At 47.6% G+C, this 15,704-nt stretch carries 19 protein-coding genes and 1 pseudogene; 18 read left to right on the plus strand and 2 right to left on the minus strand.

Going from position 1 to position 15,704, the window contains the following annotated elements; genetic code table 11:
- Positions 1-14: 14 nt before the first annotated feature.
- From PVOR_RS12190 to PVOR_RS12205, 4 genes are all read left to right on the plus strand, one after another.
- Positions 15-1,103: a prephenate dehydrogenase gene (locus PVOR_RS12190; RefSeq protein ID WP_006209490.1), complete on the plus strand. Its 1,089-nt coding sequence runs from the start codon at positions 15-17 to the stop codon at positions 1,101-1,103.
- A 407-nt stretch (positions 1,104-1,510) separates the two neighbouring features.
- Positions 1,511-2,104, plus strand: coding sequence for an RNA polymerase sigma factor (locus PVOR_RS12195; protein ID WP_006209491.1), 594 nt, complete (start codon positions 1,511-1,513; stop codon positions 2,102-2,104).
- On the plus strand, positions 2,101-2,703 hold the full coding sequence (locus tag PVOR_RS12200; RefSeq protein ID WP_006209493.1) for an anti-sigma factor family protein: 603 nt from the start codon (positions 2,101-2,103) through the stop codon (positions 2,701-2,703). Before PVOR_RS12195 ends, PVOR_RS12200 begins: the two co-directional genes overlap by 4 nt.
- Before the next feature lie 27 nt (positions 2,704-2,730).
- A complete protein-coding gene (locus PVOR_RS12205; RefSeq protein WP_006209494.1) occupies positions 2,731-3,318 on the plus strand; it encodes a histidine phosphatase family protein in 588 nt (195 codons plus the stop codon).
- Positions 3,319-3,386: 68 nt separating this feature from the next.
- Here PVOR_RS12205 and PVOR_RS12210 read toward each other — a convergent pair whose 3' ends face one another.
- Positions 3,387-4,145 carry a class I SAM-dependent methyltransferase gene (locus tag PVOR_RS12210; RefSeq protein WP_006209495.1) on the minus strand — a complete coding sequence of 253 codons (759 nt, stop codon included), beginning with the start codon at positions 4,143-4,145 and terminating at the stop codon, positions 3,387-3,389.
- 351 nt (positions 4,146-4,496) lie between these two features.
- Between PVOR_RS12210 and PVOR_RS12215 the strand changes: the two genes are divergently transcribed.
- The 8 genes from PVOR_RS12215 to PVOR_RS12250 all read left to right on the plus strand — a co-directional run bounded on the left by PVOR_RS12215 (position 4,497) and on the right by PVOR_RS12250 (position 10,479).
- A complete protein-coding gene (locus PVOR_RS12215; protein WP_006209496.1) occupies positions 4,497-5,645 on the plus strand; it encodes a hypothetical protein in 1,149 nt (382 codons plus the stop codon).
- Between the two features lie 103 nt (positions 5,646-5,748).
- Positions 5,749-5,928: an IDEAL domain-containing protein gene (locus PVOR_RS12220; protein WP_006209497.1), complete on the plus strand. Its 180-nt coding sequence runs from the start codon at positions 5,749-5,751 to the stop codon at positions 5,926-5,928.
- 102 nt (positions 5,929-6,030) lie between these two features.
- Positions 6,031-6,468 carry a DUF2487 family protein gene (locus PVOR_RS12225; protein ID WP_006209498.1) on the plus strand — a complete coding sequence of 146 codons (438 nt, stop codon included), beginning with the start codon at positions 6,031-6,033 and terminating at the stop codon, positions 6,466-6,468.
- Positions 6,469-6,637: 169 nt separating this feature from the next.
- Entirely contained in the window at positions 6,638-7,183 is a 546-nt protein-coding gene (locus PVOR_RS12230; protein WP_006209499.1) for a ubiquinol-cytochrome c reductase iron-sulfur subunit, read from the plus strand.
- Positions 7,184-7,198: 15 nt separating this feature from the next.
- The gene (gene qcrB / locus PVOR_RS12235) at positions 7,199-7,870 is read left to right on the plus strand and encodes a menaquinol-cytochrome c reductase cytochrome b subunit (protein WP_006209500.1); all 672 of its coding nucleotides are present in this window, start codon (positions 7,199-7,201) and stop codon (positions 7,868-7,870) included.
- A 21-nt stretch (positions 7,871-7,891) separates the two neighbouring features.
- Positions 7,892-8,779, plus strand: coding sequence for a menaquinol-cytochrome c reductase cytochrome b/c subunit (locus PVOR_RS12240; protein WP_006209501.1), 888 nt, complete (start codon positions 7,892-7,894; stop codon positions 8,777-8,779).
- Positions 8,780-8,922: 143 nt separating this feature from the next.
- Positions 8,923-9,555: a DUF1405 domain-containing protein gene (locus PVOR_RS12245; protein ID WP_006209502.1), complete on the plus strand. Its 633-nt coding sequence runs from the start codon at positions 8,923-8,925 to the stop codon at positions 9,553-9,555.
- Positions 9,556-9,621: 66 nt separating this feature from the next.
- Positions 9,622-10,479 carry a sporulation protein YpjB gene (locus tag PVOR_RS12250; protein WP_006209503.1) on the plus strand — a complete coding sequence of 286 codons (858 nt, stop codon included), beginning with the start codon at positions 9,622-9,624 and terminating at the stop codon, positions 10,477-10,479.
- Positions 10,480-10,522: 43 nt separating this feature from the next.
- Here PVOR_RS12250 and PVOR_RS12255 read toward each other — a convergent pair.
- Positions 10,523-11,393: pseudogene (locus PVOR_RS12255) on the minus strand (YitT family protein).
- A gap of 222 nt (positions 11,394-11,615) precedes the next feature.
- On the opposite strand from PVOR_RS12255, the gene PVOR_RS12260 reads away from it, so the two are divergent.
- The 6 genes from PVOR_RS12260 to bshA are packed head-to-tail and all read left to right on the plus strand — an operon-like array spanning position 11,616 to position 15,694.
- Positions 11,616-11,945 (plus strand): nucleotide pyrophosphohydrolase, encoded by a 330-nt coding sequence (locus PVOR_RS12260; protein WP_036637038.1) that lies wholly within the window; start codon positions 11,616-11,618, stop codon positions 11,943-11,945.
- A 49-nt stretch (positions 11,946-11,994) separates the two neighbouring features.
- A complete protein-coding gene (locus PVOR_RS12265) occupies positions 11,995-12,534 on the plus strand; it encodes a tetratricopeptide repeat protein (RefSeq protein ID WP_006209506.1) in 540 nt (179 codons plus the stop codon).
- 16 nt (positions 12,535-12,550) lie between these two features.
- A complete protein-coding gene (gene dapB, locus PVOR_RS12270; RefSeq protein ID WP_006209507.1) occupies positions 12,551-13,354 on the plus strand; it encodes a 4-hydroxy-tetrahydrodipicolinate reductase in 804 nt (267 codons plus the stop codon).
- 18 nt (positions 13,355-13,372) lie between these two features.
- On the plus strand, positions 13,373-13,792 hold the full coding sequence (gene mgsA, locus PVOR_RS12275) for a methylglyoxal synthase (RefSeq protein ID WP_006209508.1): 420 nt from the start codon (positions 13,373-13,375) through the stop codon (positions 13,790-13,792).
- On the plus strand, positions 13,792-14,499 hold the full coding sequence (gene bshB1, locus PVOR_RS12280; protein WP_006209509.1) for a bacillithiol biosynthesis deacetylase BshB1: 708 nt from the start codon (positions 13,792-13,794) through the stop codon (positions 14,497-14,499). The genes mgsA and bshB1 overlap by 1 nt, the downstream gene beginning before the upstream one ends.
- A gap of 31 nt (positions 14,500-14,530) precedes the next feature.
- A complete protein-coding gene (gene bshA, locus PVOR_RS12285; RefSeq protein WP_006209510.1) occupies positions 14,531-15,694 on the plus strand; it encodes an N-acetyl-alpha-D-glucosaminyl L-malate synthase BshA in 1,164 nt (387 codons plus the stop codon).
- Positions 15,695-15,704: the final 10 nt, after the last annotated feature.

A 15,704-nucleotide genomic window follows, 5' to 3' on the forward strand; every position in this document is an offset into this window, starting at 1 on the left:
GAGAGAACATGACAATGCACATTTCTATTTTTGGCGTCGGCTTGATCGGCGGTTCGTTAGCATTATGCTTCAAAGGAAAACCAGGCATAACCGTTACGGGTTATGCCCACACCCAGGAATATGCCGATCAGGTTACGGCCAAGTCCGTTGTTGACAAGGTTACCCTATCGGTAGAAGAAGCAGCCCAGGATGCGGATGTGATATTCCTGTGCGTTCCTGTAGGCAGCCTGGAGACATATATAAAGCGTTTAAGCGAATTGCCGCTTAAACCCGGGTGCATTATCACAGATGTAGGCAGCACAAAAGCCAGCATTGCGGAATGTGCAGCACAGCTAACACTTAAGGAAGCTTGCTTTATCGGAGGACACCCAATGGCTGGGTCGGAGCGATCAGGTGTAGGTGCTGCTTCGACGGTTTTGTTCGAGAATGCTTATTATGTCCTCACCCCTCCAGATCAAGTGCCTCAGGAGAAGCTGGATACTCTTGTGGAGCTTCTTGCTCATACACGGGCGCATATTGTGAAGGTAGAGCCGAGACTGCATGATGAGATTGTAGGGGCGATCAGTCACCTGCCCCATGTGATCGCAGTGGCTTTGGTGAACCAAATCAGCTCCTATAATGAGGAGAATCCGCTGTACCGCACACTTGCTGCAGGTGGCTTCCGGGATATTACCCGAATTGCATCCAGTGATCCCGTGGTTTGGCGGGACATTTTATTAAACAATCGCAATGTAATGCTTCCTTTACTTCGGGACTGGAATGAAGGAATTCAGCGGTTTATGGATATGCTGGAGAATCAAGACGGACCTGCTATCGAAGAGGCTTTCCGCAGAGCGGGGGAGTTCCGCAGTGTGCTTCCTGAGAGACGTAAGGGTATGATTGTATCCCGGTACGATTTGTATCTTGACGTACCTGACCATCCAGGGATCATCGGTCGAATCGCAACTGATTTGGGAACAAACCGCATTAACCTCAGCAACATGCAGATTATCGAGAGCCGGGAAGATGTTCCGGGTGTTATGAGACTTTCCTTCCGCAATGAAATGGAACAGGAGCGTGCTAAAGAGCTGCTGATATCGCAAGGACATTCGGTTTACCAGTGATATTTCCGGTTGTTTAAAACAACCGGAAATAAATGTGTTTAATGTGTTGACAAAATGTAAACGTATACATATAATAAAAGTACAGTATGGTTTCTCTCCACTCCTATCCAAAATATTGCACTTTGTGCAACCGCCTTCAAATTTGAAGGCGGATTTTTTTTGTCTATTTTCCTAACCGTGGTAAACCTCCTGGCACAAACCTGAACTTTTCTCCAAATTGTGCTATAATGCTAGAGTACTAGTGTAGAAGATTTGGGGAAATTGCCAAATACATAGAATAGTCAGACAACATGAGGCGTAACTATATATGGTTTGACGGTACTTTTGCAAATCCTTGATTTTGCATCCTTGAACAAGTACAGGACAAGGAAGAGGCACCGGTGGGTGAAGGAGGAACGAAAAATCATATGACGGATTCCCAATTGATCCAGGAAATCAAGCAAGGCAATACCGAACTTTATTCCGAATTAATGCGACGTTATCAGAGGAAAATATTAGCATTTGTCTATCATATGTTAAAAAGCTCGCACATGGAGCTTATGGCTGAGGATTTATGCTCGGAAACATTTTACAAGGCTTTCCGAAGCTTGCATTCATTCCGAGAAGTAGATGCATCCTTCTCAACATGGCTCTACACCATTGCACGGAACACCGTGCTCAGCGAGCTCCGCAAGCATCGCAGCGGCACATTGCCGCTTGAGGAGAGTGGAGTCGTTCCGGTGGCTCCGCTGGAGGTTGCTCCGGAACAGGCGATTCTGCGAAGCGAACGAGTACATATGGTAAGAGAAGCCATTAATAATTTGCCGGAGAAACAAAGATCGGCACTGATTCTTCGGGAGTACGATCAACTGGATTATCAAGAAATCGCGGATATTTTGGGTCAGAGTGTCAGCTCGGTCAAATCGTTGTTGTTCAGAGCCCGTGGCAGTGTCAAAATTCAGCTCGAACCTTATTTTCATGAGCCGGTTTTTGAGGATCTGAGAGGGATGAAGAGCAGATGACTTGCGATGAAGCCCAAGAGCTGATGGAAAGTGTCTGGGATTTGCCTGACAATGATCTGCGGCGACAACGGCTGAAAGCACATGTTCAAACCTGCAGTTCATGTGCAGAGGAGTACGAAATGTGGGTGGAGAGTCAAGATCTGGTCCATGCGTTGGAGCATGAAATTCCGGATATGGACGCTGACCAAATCAACCGCAATGTAATGGACCGGATCTATCGTGATTTCCCGTGGCTGGTGGAGGAAACATCCAAGAGCCGCGCGGTAAGCCGGGTTTCTCGTAAACGGTTGACTCTAATGATTGCAGGGTTTCTGGCATTGTTTGTTTGCAGCTTTGTCTATTTTGCAATGATGGGCAATCAGCCGGAGCCCGTACCGGAAGCGGTAACTACAGGAATAATGCCTACGGGAGTGGCTGACACAGCCCAAGGCCTGGCTGCTCAGGACGATTACAACATTCCGAAAACCAACAGCGGAATTATTGATCCTTTTGTGGTTGATATGAGCCCAACTCAGCCAGAATACTGGATGATCCTGTCCCTGCTGGGAATCGGCTTCGCCTTGTTTTTCCTGAAGAGATTAAATCGGGTGAGAAGATAAAATACATGAGGATGGAGGAGATGTGGCATGCAGATCGGCTTGGTTCGTCACGGTTTAACAGATTGGAATGCTGTAGGCAAAATACAAGGCCAAACGGATATTCCACTTAACGAGGAAGGTCGTAATCAAGCGCGTTTGCTAGGGGAAAGACTCCTGCAGGAGTCCTGTCGATGGGATTTTGCGATTAGCAGCGGTCTCTCCCGTGCCGAAGAGACGGCGAAGATCATCTCATCCATGCTGAATATTCCATTGGCACCACCGGATAACCGTTTGCGTGAGCGCAGATACGGACAGGTGGAGGGTTTAACAGCGGAAGAACGTGAATCCAGGTTCGGTGCCGACTGGCATCTGCAGGATTTAGGGCAGGAATCAGACATTGAGCTGCAGTCGAGGGGGCTTGTTTTCCTTGACGATATGTGGCATAAGCATCCGGATGCAAACATTCTGGTTGTCAGTCATGGCGGTTTTTTGGCGCAATTGTACAAACTGGTATGTCGTGGTGTTCTGAGTGAACGCATTGGCAATTTGTCGTTCACCGTCCTGGAGAGAAAAGACGATGATTGGTCGCCCCTTCTCTTTAACTGTACCAAGCATTTGCTGACAAAGCAGTCGTAAGTACATTGAATTATAATAAAGAGGAGCCTTCCCCGGGGGAGGCTCCTCTTTATTATAAGGACTGTCGTTTAAACTTCTGCTTTCACGATGAATCGATGCTGCTGAACCTCGAAGTAGCCCTTGGACTGGATGACAAGATGGATTCGATGCAACGGCTCCAGGTAGCGTTCCACGGTGAAATCAGGGATCTGCCACGGAATGGCTTTCAGGTAATACACCAGCGCACCGATGTCATAAAATCGCTGCAGCGGGAAGTCTTCCCGGCTGAGAGTGATGTTAAAACGATGATCGAGCAGCTCTTTCATCGCCGTTTCCAGATTCCAATGAGCGAACTCTTCATTCAGCGGGACTCCAAACATTTCGTTGATTCCTGCGCAATCCGTTCCCCCGGATTGCTGGGTTATGAATATACCGCGATCGTTCAAAATTCTCCGCAGCTCCGTGACGGAATAGGATTCATGCTGATTGATGATCAGATCAAAATAATGATCTTTTAAAGGAAGGGAAGCATCGTCTTCGAAATACACAACCTTTACCCCCAGCGGCTCGAGCTGCTTCTTCGCCACCGGTACATTAGGCTTATATCCTTCAGTTGCGTAGACGGACTGTGGCAAGGGCTGAAGAGAGGATAAGAACTCCCCACCGCCCGTACCCATGTCCAGCAGCGTATTGGCATTCCGCAACAAGGGAATGACCAAACTGCCCAAGGACCAGGGAAGAAGCTGCGACTGCATGCGTCCTGAAGCCGTGATATGTGAAAAGTCCCATCCAGAAAAATGCTGATCCACTTCTTGGATATAGGCCATAAACTGTCTGTCTTTAATCATGGTTTGACAACCTCCATAACAATTTATAATGAGTTGTAACTGCATCTGAAATTGCTTTGGATATGGAGGCCCTCGAATTCTATGGGCGCCAAGTTATATTTCATGCTCTGGTGTTCTCACAATAATTCCCCTTCCTGAATTTTGAAAATCACTTTCATATCAACGTGCATTTCATTTTATTAGATGAGCGCTTCATAAATGTTATATTTTGACTCTATAGGCATTCTATCATTATATAAGAGAGCATAGTCATTTTTATATACAAAAAAATAATTTCGTAAACTGAAGCAAACAGGTATCAAATGTTCAAAACCTTCCCATAATGGTTGTAAAACGGCGAGGCGATGGAAGATGAATCTAGCGGATATGCTCACATATGCCGATATTGGACAGCTTAGCAATATAGCGAATCATTACGATTGTGACGCCAAGAGAAATTCGAAGCATGAGTTGATTCAGAGCATCCTGTCCAAGCTCGGAAGAAGAGAGTTCTTCGAGGAGCAGGTTAGCAGCTTGACACCAAGCGATTTGCGTTTCCTGAACAACCTGGTCTTTGACACTCGAACAGGCTACAGCCTGGAAGAATTGACTGCTGCGATACGCCTTACGGCGGATGTGGAAGAGAAGGGTGCAAAGGCCCCTGTGAAAAAGAAGGCTTCCGAGAAAACGGAAAGTCCGCGTGAGGCTGTTGCACGCTATCGCCGAAGCGGGTGGCTGTTTAACGGTTTTACCCACTCCACCAAATATTTGTTTCAAGTACCTTCGGATTTGAAGGAGCGCTTTCGGGACGTGCTTCGTGAACGTCTCCATGAAAACCTGCAGCGATTGACGGATGATCCGGAAGTATATCGGGACGAGCAGGGACTGGCCGCGGAAGATTTGATGCTGATTCTTAAGTATGTCGGTGGACATGATATTGAATTGAATCAGGAAGGGTTTATGTACAGGCGGAACCAGCAGCAGCTGATGAGCACGCTGCATATTACGGAGCCGCTGATCACGAAAGGTGCATGGCGCTTTGGGTACGGCCGATCCTGCATTGAATATCCCGATCGATTTGCACTGCTGTACGATTATGCTTACGCAAGAAAATGGATCACCGAAAGCAATGCACGGTTAATCTTGACGGAAAGCGGAACTTCGTTTATTGAGGAAGGAAATCAAGTTAGCGTGATACAGATATTCCGCTTTTGGTTAAGACTGTATAAGGGCGCAATTCCCAATATCACTTCTCTTGTGTACTGGATCAGTCAATGTGCAAGAGATTGGGTTACAGCTGCATCTCTTTATGAATCGCTGGGTTGGCTAATCCGTCCTTTCTATTATGATAGCCCGCAAAATATGCTCGAGCATCGGATTATCCGTATGCTGATGCATTTAGGGATGGTCCGTATAGGGGAGAGCCAAACGATGGGAACTTCGTACAAAATGACCGCGCTTGGCTTAAAGGCTGCGGAAGCCAGTATACATATCAGCGATTCGAACGATTTGATCCTCTAGCATGGTTAGGTAGTCGAAACAGCCAAAATGATTTTATGAGAGTAAAGCAATTAATGGGAAAGAATATAAGCTATATGCAAATTTAGTTTGGAGGTGCATCCTAATGGATAAGATGAAGGTTACTTACGAGGTTATGTTAGGTCTGGCGGCCGAGATGGTGTGGGACGAAGCATTGCGCAAGCATCGGAGTGAAGAGCTGTATAAAGAAATTGACGAAGCGCTGGCTTCCGGCGACGAAGTGGCTTTCCGAAACCTGACGGATGAACTGAGGACTTTGAATTGAAGAAATGCTTTATCGCATTTCTTCTTTTTTTTGTCCTTACTGCAGATTCACTCTTATAATGAAGAAAAATCATAATGAGTGAGCAGAAAGGATGTACCCTGCATGAAATTTAGTGAAGTGGACGAGCAAACTTGGGAGGAACTGAAGCCTTTCTATGATACCTGCCTCATTCCGTATACCGGATTATCAGGTTTGGAGTCGCCGTGGGAAGTGACTGCTGCACTGGAGCGGCTTCGGGATTTTATGGATTTGGCAGAAATTCCGTTTAAGGGCAGATTGGTTACATATCCAGCCATACAATATGGAAAGACTGAAGATATAAAGCTTCTAAATGAAGTTTGTCACAATGTCAAATCCATCGGGTTCAAATACGTTGTTGTCATGACAGCCGATCGTGAGCTTTCTGAAGAGGATGTGCCTGAAAGTTCGCTGGTGCTGTCCCGGCGCAGGTTTGAAGGCAATGGAGATACCCCCTTGGCGGCCGTTGTTGCCGAACAAATCAGTGAAATGTGGCAGCAGGAAAGCCGTATCGAAATGTGACAAAAAACCAACAATTTATGAAAGGGCTATTGGAAGCGAACCCAAATTTGGGGTTCAAATTCTTGACGGTCTTGGGTGCCTAATATATTATTAGTATGTCCTAGTAAGTCGTGTGATTTTGATCATTGATGACACTTAAGAACGGTTGACAAAGGGGGTTGAACACAGAATGAGCAGCAACCACAATGACGAGCATGAAGAATCGCACAATCCACCCCGTCTGAAAGAGATGTCCCGCAGACAATTTCTTACATACACGTTGGGCGGTGCCACAGCTTATATGGCTGCTGGGGTAGTTTTGCCAATGCTTCGCTTTGCCGTTGATCCGATTCTTCAGAATAAAGAAGAAGGATCTTTTGTAAAGGTAGCGGAAGAGAGCAAAATTACCAACGATCCACAAGAATTCCATTTTGAACTCAAACAGCAGGACGGCTGGTACAACAGTACAGCCACTTTGACGGCGTGGATTCGTAAGAACGATCAAGGTGAGATTGTAGCGCTTTCACCAATTTGTAAGCATTTGGGATGCCTTGTTGGATGGAATAACAACAAGAATTTCCCGGATGAGTACCACTGCCCTTGCCACGGTGCACGTTATACACCGGACGGTAAGAATCTTGCAGTTGCGCCGAAGCCGCTTGACCAGTACGAGACGAAAATTGATAACGGCTGGATTTACCTCGGCGCCATCGTGCCAAATACCGTAGTTAAATAGGAGGCGTAGATTCAGATGTTGAAGAATGTCTACAACTGGATTGATGAACGTCTCGATATCACGCCGATTTGGAGAGACGTTGCAGACCACGAGGTACCGGAACACGTAAACCCGGCGCATCATTTCTCCGCGTTTGTGTACTGTTTCGGCGGCTTGACGTTTTTTATCACAGTCATCCAGATTCTGTCGGGGATGTTCCTGACGATGTATTATGTGCCCGATATCATAAACGCTTACAACAGTGTCGAGTACCTGCAAACACAGGTTGCTTTTGGACAGATTGTCCGCGGTATGCATCACTGGGGCGCAAGCTTGGTAATCGTAATGATGTTCCTGCATACGATGCGCGTGTTCTTCACAGGCTCTTACAAAGCGCCGCGTGAAATGAACTGGGTAGTCGGCATGCTCATTTTCTTTGTTATGCTCGGTCTTGGTCTGACAGGTTACCTGCTGCCATGGGATAACAAAGCTTACTTCGCTACAAAAGTTACATTGGAGATTGCGAACTCCGTACCTTGGCTTGGACCAATCATTAAAGAATTGCTGCAGGGCGGTACGATTGTTGGTGCCGAAACGCTAACACGTTTCTTCGCTATTCACGTATTCTTCCTTCCGGCTGTCCTTCTTGCCCTATTGGTAGGACACTTTATTATGATCCGCCGACAAGGTATTTCCGGTCCACTATAAGAAGAAGGGAGGCGCATATTTATGGCACATGGTCATAAATCTGATGAGAAAGTAGTTTTTGTCGGCGATTCGCGTGTGAAAAAAGGCAGCGGATGGGTTACTCCGCCGGATTACACCGCTTATCCCGGTAAATCAGAAGCGTTCATTCCTAACTTCTTGCTGAAGGAATGGATGGTTGGGGTCGTTGTGTTGGTCGGATTTCTTGTGCTGACCATCTCGGAACCGGCTCCGCTTGGTTATCCGGCAGATCCGGGGGCTTCTGTAATCCCGATGCCGGACTGGTACTTCCTGTTCTTGTATGAATACTTGAAGCTTCCTTACGCTTCCGGTGATTATGTCGTTCTAGGTACAATTGGGGTTTCAGGGGTCGCCTTCGGTGCATTGCTGCTGGTTCCTTTCCTTGATACAGGGAAAGAACGGCGCTTCTACAAAAGGCCGATTACTTCGGCACTTATGATTCTGTCGTTGTTTGCCGTCATTTATCTGACGAATGCAGCATGGACGCACTATGTGCATGAGTTGGAAGCTACGGGACAGAAGCCTGAGCATATTCAGCGGGAAGAAGAAGCAGAAGAGAAACATGCAGCGGGACTCCCGACGACCAGCGGCAAGCAGTCGGAAGATAGTATTGTAGCGATTGTGGATAAGGATAATCCGGCAATGGAAACCTTTAAGACAGCTACATGCATCTCCTGTCATGCTGCAGATTTGAAAGGGGCATCCGGTCCATCGCTTCGCGGTGTTGGAGATACCCACACCAAGGAAGAGATCATGGCTATCATTGAAAATGGCCAAGGTACTATGCCTCCAATGAAAGACCAGGCTTTAAGTGCTGGTGTAACCGAAGCAGAGCTTGATCAGTTGGCTGAATGGCTTGCAAGCCAGAAAGCAGAAGCTGCTGGAGAGTAATGATACACAGAGGAACCTGACCGCTGATGCGGTCAGGTTTTTTTAAATAGGAAGGGTTTAGATGAAATGTATCGGGCGTTTAGGTATAATCGGCTGTAGCTATGTAATTAGAATACAGTCATATGAGACAAGGAGGACGGAGTTTGTCAATATCACATCTGTGGAGCCGGGAATTTTTAAGTAAGCGATCGATTCTGTGGTTATTGTTCATATGCAATGCACTTGGAACGATTTATGGCTACATATGGTACGGTGGTCAAATGGTTGACACGGTGAACCACGGCTACATATGGCAGGTCATATTTGTACCGGACAGTCCGACGGCGAGTTTGTTCTTCTGTTTGGCACTACTGCTGCTTCTATACCCGCCTAAGCGATTGGGCAGTGCCTTGTTTCAGCAGTTCATTGAGGCATTGGCCGTTGTTACCTCAGTGAAGTACGGGGTATGGGCAGTTGCCATCATATTTGCAGGACAAGCCCAAGGGGATGTGCTGGCATGGCAGGATTGGATGCTGGTTGCCTCGCATACGGCGATGGCGGTGGAGGCGCTGCTGTTTGTCCGGTTGTTTCATTACCGCTGGACAGCGCTTACCGGGGCCATCGCATGGACTCTATTGAATGATACAGTGGATTATACTTATGGAGTGTTTCCTTGGCTGCCGGGGGAGTTATATGATGATCTTTCCGCTGTAGAGCTCTTTACCTACCTCCTGACTCTTTCTAGCGGCTTTGCTGCCTGGATATTCATGAGATACGGTAATTCCAAACGACTATAGCCAATTCGGCAATACAGTTCTATGCACATCCCTTCTGCCATACATATACGGTAGGAGGGATGTCCCATGTTTCGAACCTTTCGCAAGTTCCTGCTGGTCCTGTCTGCACTATTGCTGCTGCATGCCATCAGCATCAGTGATCCTATATGGGCTGATCCCGCGAGTGGAGATACGGAAACCTCGCCCGCTGCTTCCATTCAGGCCAAAGCGCTGAATAAGGAAGTAGAGCAGCTGTACCGTCATGTGGAGGAAGGCAATGTACAAGCCGTGCTTGAGGATACCCGCCGGGTATCCAGCCTTTTTGAAGCTTCCTCATTTCAGGGATTGACCGGAGTTGAAGGTATTCATGCACTGGCCGAGAGCATTTTGGAGATGAAAGAAGCTACTGCAAGAGCCGTGCAGGAACCTCAGCACTGGATGAGGTCTGCAGGTAAACTCCGCATGGCATCAGACAGCTTGATTCATTCGAGGGATGCATTATGGCTCCAGTACTTCAAGGTGATTCGTGAAGATCTTAGAGTAATGGGGCAGTATGCCGCGCAGCAGGATAAACCCGGCATGAAAAGGGCTTACGACAGCCTGGAAGAACATTATGAGCTCATACGCCCGTCCATCGTTATTCAGCGAAAGCCTGAGGATGTGAACATGATTGAATCCTGGATTTCCTATGCGGGTGGTCTGGTGACCTCTGGAGAAACATCCGAAGTACAAAGAGTGCTGCCGCAGGGCGAGGAAATGATGAATATGCTGTTTGGCAAGAAGAAGGATGAGCCGGCCCTTGCTCCTCTGGCAGAGGTTAGGGAGCCTTGGACATGGCAGCTGGTCATCGGTGCCTTCATCCTGGCAGCTTTAACGTTTGTAGGCTATCGCAAATATCGCGGTCAGCAGTATAGCTCTAAACCGATGTTTCCGCGTAAATTGTAAGCAACATATGATATGAGTTCGAAGCAGCCCGGTGCAAACCGGGCTATTCCTCTTTAAATCCTTCCCCATGGACATCATTGACATCGTTAATGATCATGAACGCACGAGGATCAATGGATTTGGCTATTTCGGTCAGTCGGCGGATCTCCTGTCTGGACACTACGCAGTAAACCATATGTTTGGCTTGTTTGGAGTAGACACCGATGGCGGGAATAAGCGTAACCCCGCGTTCCATATCGATGGTGATGCGTTCGGCGATCTCGGGGGCATGATCACTAATGATGGTAAAAGCTCTGGCAGCATAGGCACCCTCCTGTATAAAATCGATGACCTTCGAAGCAATGAACACGGCAACCAGGGTATATAAAATCCGTTCGAGCGGGATAAAGAATAACGAAAGCCCGATAATCAAAATATCAAGTGACAGTATGATCTGACCCATACTGAAGCCGAACTTGCGATTAATGATTCTGGCGATAATATCGGAGCCGCCGGTGGTTCCGCCGTAATCGAAACACAATGCCGAGCCCAGCCCCAAGCGTTACGCCTGCATAGAGAGACGCGAGAATATAATCATGCTCTGTCCGAAACGGCACAATATATCCCCGATTGATCAGCATCTCGAATAACCAGAGGAACAGGGTTAATGAGGCGATACCGAGACCCGTATAGATGGACTGGCGCTTTCCGAGGATTTTCATACCAACCAAAAATAGCGGAATATTTAATACCATGGTCGAGATGGACGGGGAAATGTTGAAGGCGTAATTGAGAAGGACGGTAATGCCGGTGACTCCACCTTCCATGAGTTCATTCGGAATGATGAAATAGAGCAGACCGAATGCGTATATGGCAGAACCGATGATGATTGGAATCATCGTTCGAAGCTGATGCATCAACATGGATGTTCTCATAAGACCTCCTGAATTTCCTGTAGTGGACTGTATCCGTATGTCTGGTTAACTCGTATCCCTAACTAGTATGTGCCGATAATGTTGCAGCAATAAAAAATTATTTGTTTTCAAATGGGCTTTACGATAACATAGGTTTAAAACCTGTCGCCCTGACGACAAGTGAAAGCTGCTGAAGACTTCATGTTGGAAGCTTACTGCGCAGTGAAGGGAGTTATCGGAATCTTGGAAAAATCAATGGCTGAAATGCAGCAGGAAGTCGATCGATATATATCACAGTTCAAGGAAGGTTATTTCAGTCCTTTATCCATGATGGCCCGGATGTCGGAAGAGGTCGGCGAGCTTGCCAGAGAGGTTAATCATCAGTTTGGCGAGAAGCCGAAGAAAGCGGATGAAGCGGATAATTCCATTGAAATGGAACTTGGAGATATCCTGTTTATCACCATCTGTTTTGCCAATTCGCTTGGCATTGATCTGGCGGAGGCCCATAATAAAGTCATGCATAAATTTTCGACGCGTGATGCCGATCGTTGGACGAAAATAAACACCGATTAGGCTGCTGCTACATATGCTGTACCAAACCCGCTGTGGGGAGGGACAGCCAGTGAAACCTGAAAGCTATATACAAAAAGCATATCGATGCATCCTTCAAAATGATTTCGACGAGGCGTTGCGTTGGTTTGAGCAAGCGATTGCCGCTAATCCCGGAGATGCTGAAGTCCACTACCGATGCTCCATCACCTATGGCAGAAGCAACAAGCTGGGTATGGCGATCATTCACGCGGAAGAAGCCGTAAGATTGCAGCCTGACAAACCGGAGTATGGTGTTCATTTACAGCATATTAAGGCTGCAGAACTGGTGCAGCGAGCCCGGAAAATGGTGGAGAACCGCAAGGATGTCACCAAGACGGAGCTGTATCAGGCCATATCGCATCTGAAATCAGCCGTAGCGATGGACCCTTTATATGCTCAGGCGTATGTATGGCTGGCCCTTGTCTATAGTGAACTCGACGAGCACGCGCTTGCCATATCCACGCTTAAAGAAGTCATTGCGCTGTATCCTCAGGAAAGTGGTCTTCAGTATATTATGGAGGAGCTTAAACAGCGCTTGAGATCATATTTGCAGGATTCAGCATCGGATTGAAAGTGAGGAAATGTAGATGGCAAACAAAATGAAAGTAGCGGTCGTCGGTGCCGGCGGCCGTATGGGTAAAGAAGTTGTGAAGCTGGTGCTAGGTGATGAGGAACTGGAACTGGTAGCAGCCGTAGGAAAATCTGATGCAGGCGCAGACGCAGGGACACTTGTTGGTCTGCCAGCCTGCGGCATCCGCGTAACATCCGATTTGGAAATGGCGCTGGTTGAATCCAGACCGGATGTTATGGTTGATTTTACAACTCCACAATTTGCTTACAGCAACACGGCGCTGGCTATTAAGCATGGTGTGCGTCCGATTATAGGCACAACCGGTTTCACTCCGGAGCAAATCGAAGAGTTGGACAAGCAGTGTGCGGAGCAGAATATCGGCGGTTTAATTGCCCCGAACTTCTCCATTGGAGCCATCCTCATGATGAAGTTTGCTGCCCAAGCGGCAAAATATTTGCCACATGTTGAGATTATTGAAACCCATGGCGACCAGAAGCTGGATGCTCCGTCCGGCACCTCGATAAAAACAGCAGAAATGATTGCACAGAACCGTGAGGAAATTCGCCAAGGCAATCCGAAGGAAGAGGAAGTAATTGAAGGTGCCAGAGGCGGTTATTATAACGGCTTCCGCATACACAGCGTCCGTTTGCCGGGTGTATTCGCGCAGCAGGAAGTTATTTTTGGAGGATACGGTCAAAGTCTGAAGATCCGTCATGATTCCTATGAGCGTGCAGCTTATATGCCAGGTGTAAAGATGGCAATGGAGAAGGTAATGAGTTATACCGGCTTGGTCTATGGATTTGATCATTTTATTGACTAACATAGGGGAGAAATGACTATGAATATTGCATTTATCGCTCATGACCGTAAAAAAGAGGAAATGGTCAATTTCGTTATTGCATATGAAAGTGTATTTGAAGATCATAAACTGTACTCCACAGGCACGACAGGTACCCGTATTATGGAACAAACCCAGCTCAGCATACATCGCTTTGCTTCGGGCCCGCTTGGCGGCGACCAGCAGATTGGAGCGCTCGTAGCGGATAACGAAATGGATTTAATTATATTTCTTCGCGATCCCTTGATGGCACAGCCTCATGAGCCGGACATTAACGCGCTGCTTCGTTTATGCGACGTGCAGGGAATTCCGCTTGCAACCAATGTAGCCACTGCAGAAATTCTCGTCAAAGCGCTGGACCGCGGGGATTTTGCATGGAGAGAGCTTGTGCACAAATACAAACCGGGCGTGGACAGCTAATGAACAGCAAGCTGGATATTTTAATCTTCGGGGCACACGCAGACGATGCCGAGATTGGAATGGCAGGAACGATTGCGAAGCATGCGGCGGCAGGACTGTCTATCGGGATTTGTGACCTGACGCAGGCAGAGATGTCATCCAATGGAACGGTCTCCATTCGCAAATCAGAGGCAGATCATGCTGCCAGTGTGCTGGATCTCAAGGTCCGTACGAATCTGGGATTGCCGGATCGAGGTTTATTCGTCACACCTGAGCATATTGAGCTGGTGACAGCAGAAATCCGCAGGTTTGCTCCTTCGGTTGTGTTTGCACCCTATTGGGAAGATCGTCATCCCGATCATGTGGCCTGCAGTCGTTTGGTAGAAGAAGCGGTGTTCAATGCAAAACTTCGACGCTATATGCCGGAGCACTCACCGGTCAAAGTGGACGAGCTTTATTTTTATTTCATCAATGACATAGGAAGAGCGGATTTGGTCGTTGACGTTACGGATTATTACGGAGTTAAAGAGCAAGCCTTGTCTTGTTACCGTTCCCAATTCCAGAAGGCTGAAGAGGATGCAGTCTCTACCCCTTTGACAGAGGGATACATAGAGCGTGTGCGGGCCAGGGATTCGTTGCTTGGAGCGCGCAGGCTTATTCCTTATGCAGAAGGTTTTGCTTGTAAAAGTCCATATGTTGTTCATCTATTCGGCTCCAAGCAGGCATAATATATAGAGGCGTAGGTAAAGGAGGCCTGACATGAATCAACAACCATTAAAAATCGGAATTACCTGTTATCCTTCATTGGGCGGGTCCGGGGTGGTGGCGACGGAGCTTGGAAAGCTTCTGGCCGAGCAAGGTCACCAGGTTCATTTTATAGCACATAGCATCCCGTTCCGGTTAGGGACTTTTCATAAAAATATTTTTTATCATGAAGTTGAAGTGAACGATTATTATGTGTTTAGGTACCCGCCATATGATCTATCGCTAGCAACGAAAATGGCGCAGGTGGCAAAAATGCAGCAACTTGACGTCCTTCATGTCCACTATGCGGTGCCGCATGCGGTATGTGCTTTCTTGGCGAAGCAGATGGTCGGGGATCAGCTTAAAGTCGTGACCACCTTGCATGGGACGGATATTACCGTGCTGGCACAGGATGAATCGCTGAAGGATCTAATCCGGCTCGCGATTAATGAGAGTGATGCGGTTACGGCTGTTTCTCAGGATCTGATCCGAGAGACTCGGGAACTGCTTGATATAAGCCGAGATGTTGACCTGACCTACAACTTCGTTGATCCTAGGGTGTACTATCCTCGGGATTCGGAGTCTCTACGCAGAGACTATGCCGATCCGGATGAAAAGATTGTGATGCATATCTCTAATTTCCGGCCAGTGAAGCGAGTAGGCGACGTGTTGGAGATATTCGCACAGGTACAGGAACAGGTCCCAAGCAAGCTGCTGCTTGTCGGTGAAGGGCCTGAGCTGCCGAAGATCCAATGCCGGATTAATGAGCTGGGACTCAGCAGCAAGGTCCATTTTCTTGGCAAGCAAGATGAGATTGCCCACGTAATATCCATGGCCGACGTACTGCTGCTTCCTTCGGAAAAGGAAAGTTTCGGTCTGGTTGCTCTGGAAGCGATGGCTTGTGGGGTACCCACCGTGGGTTCCACAGCAGGCGGAATCCCTGAATTGGTTACGCATGGCGAGACAGGATATTTGGCTCCGATCGGAGATACGCATTCAATGGCTCAGCATGTGCTTGAGATATTTAAGGATGAAGCACTGAGCGAACGTCTGCGGAAAGCATGTTTGCAGCGATCCAGCAAAATGTTCTGTAATGAGTTAATCCGCGGCAAATATGAAGAAATATATTACCGAGTGTTGGGACGGGAGGTAGGCAAGCTGAAGCCGGTCTGTGGCTAAGCTTACCCTC

Source organism: Paenibacillus vortex V453 (assembly GCF_000193415.1).
GTDB lineage: Bacteria > Bacillota > Bacilli > Paenibacillales > Paenibacillaceae > Paenibacillus_AQ > Paenibacillus_AQ glucanolyticus.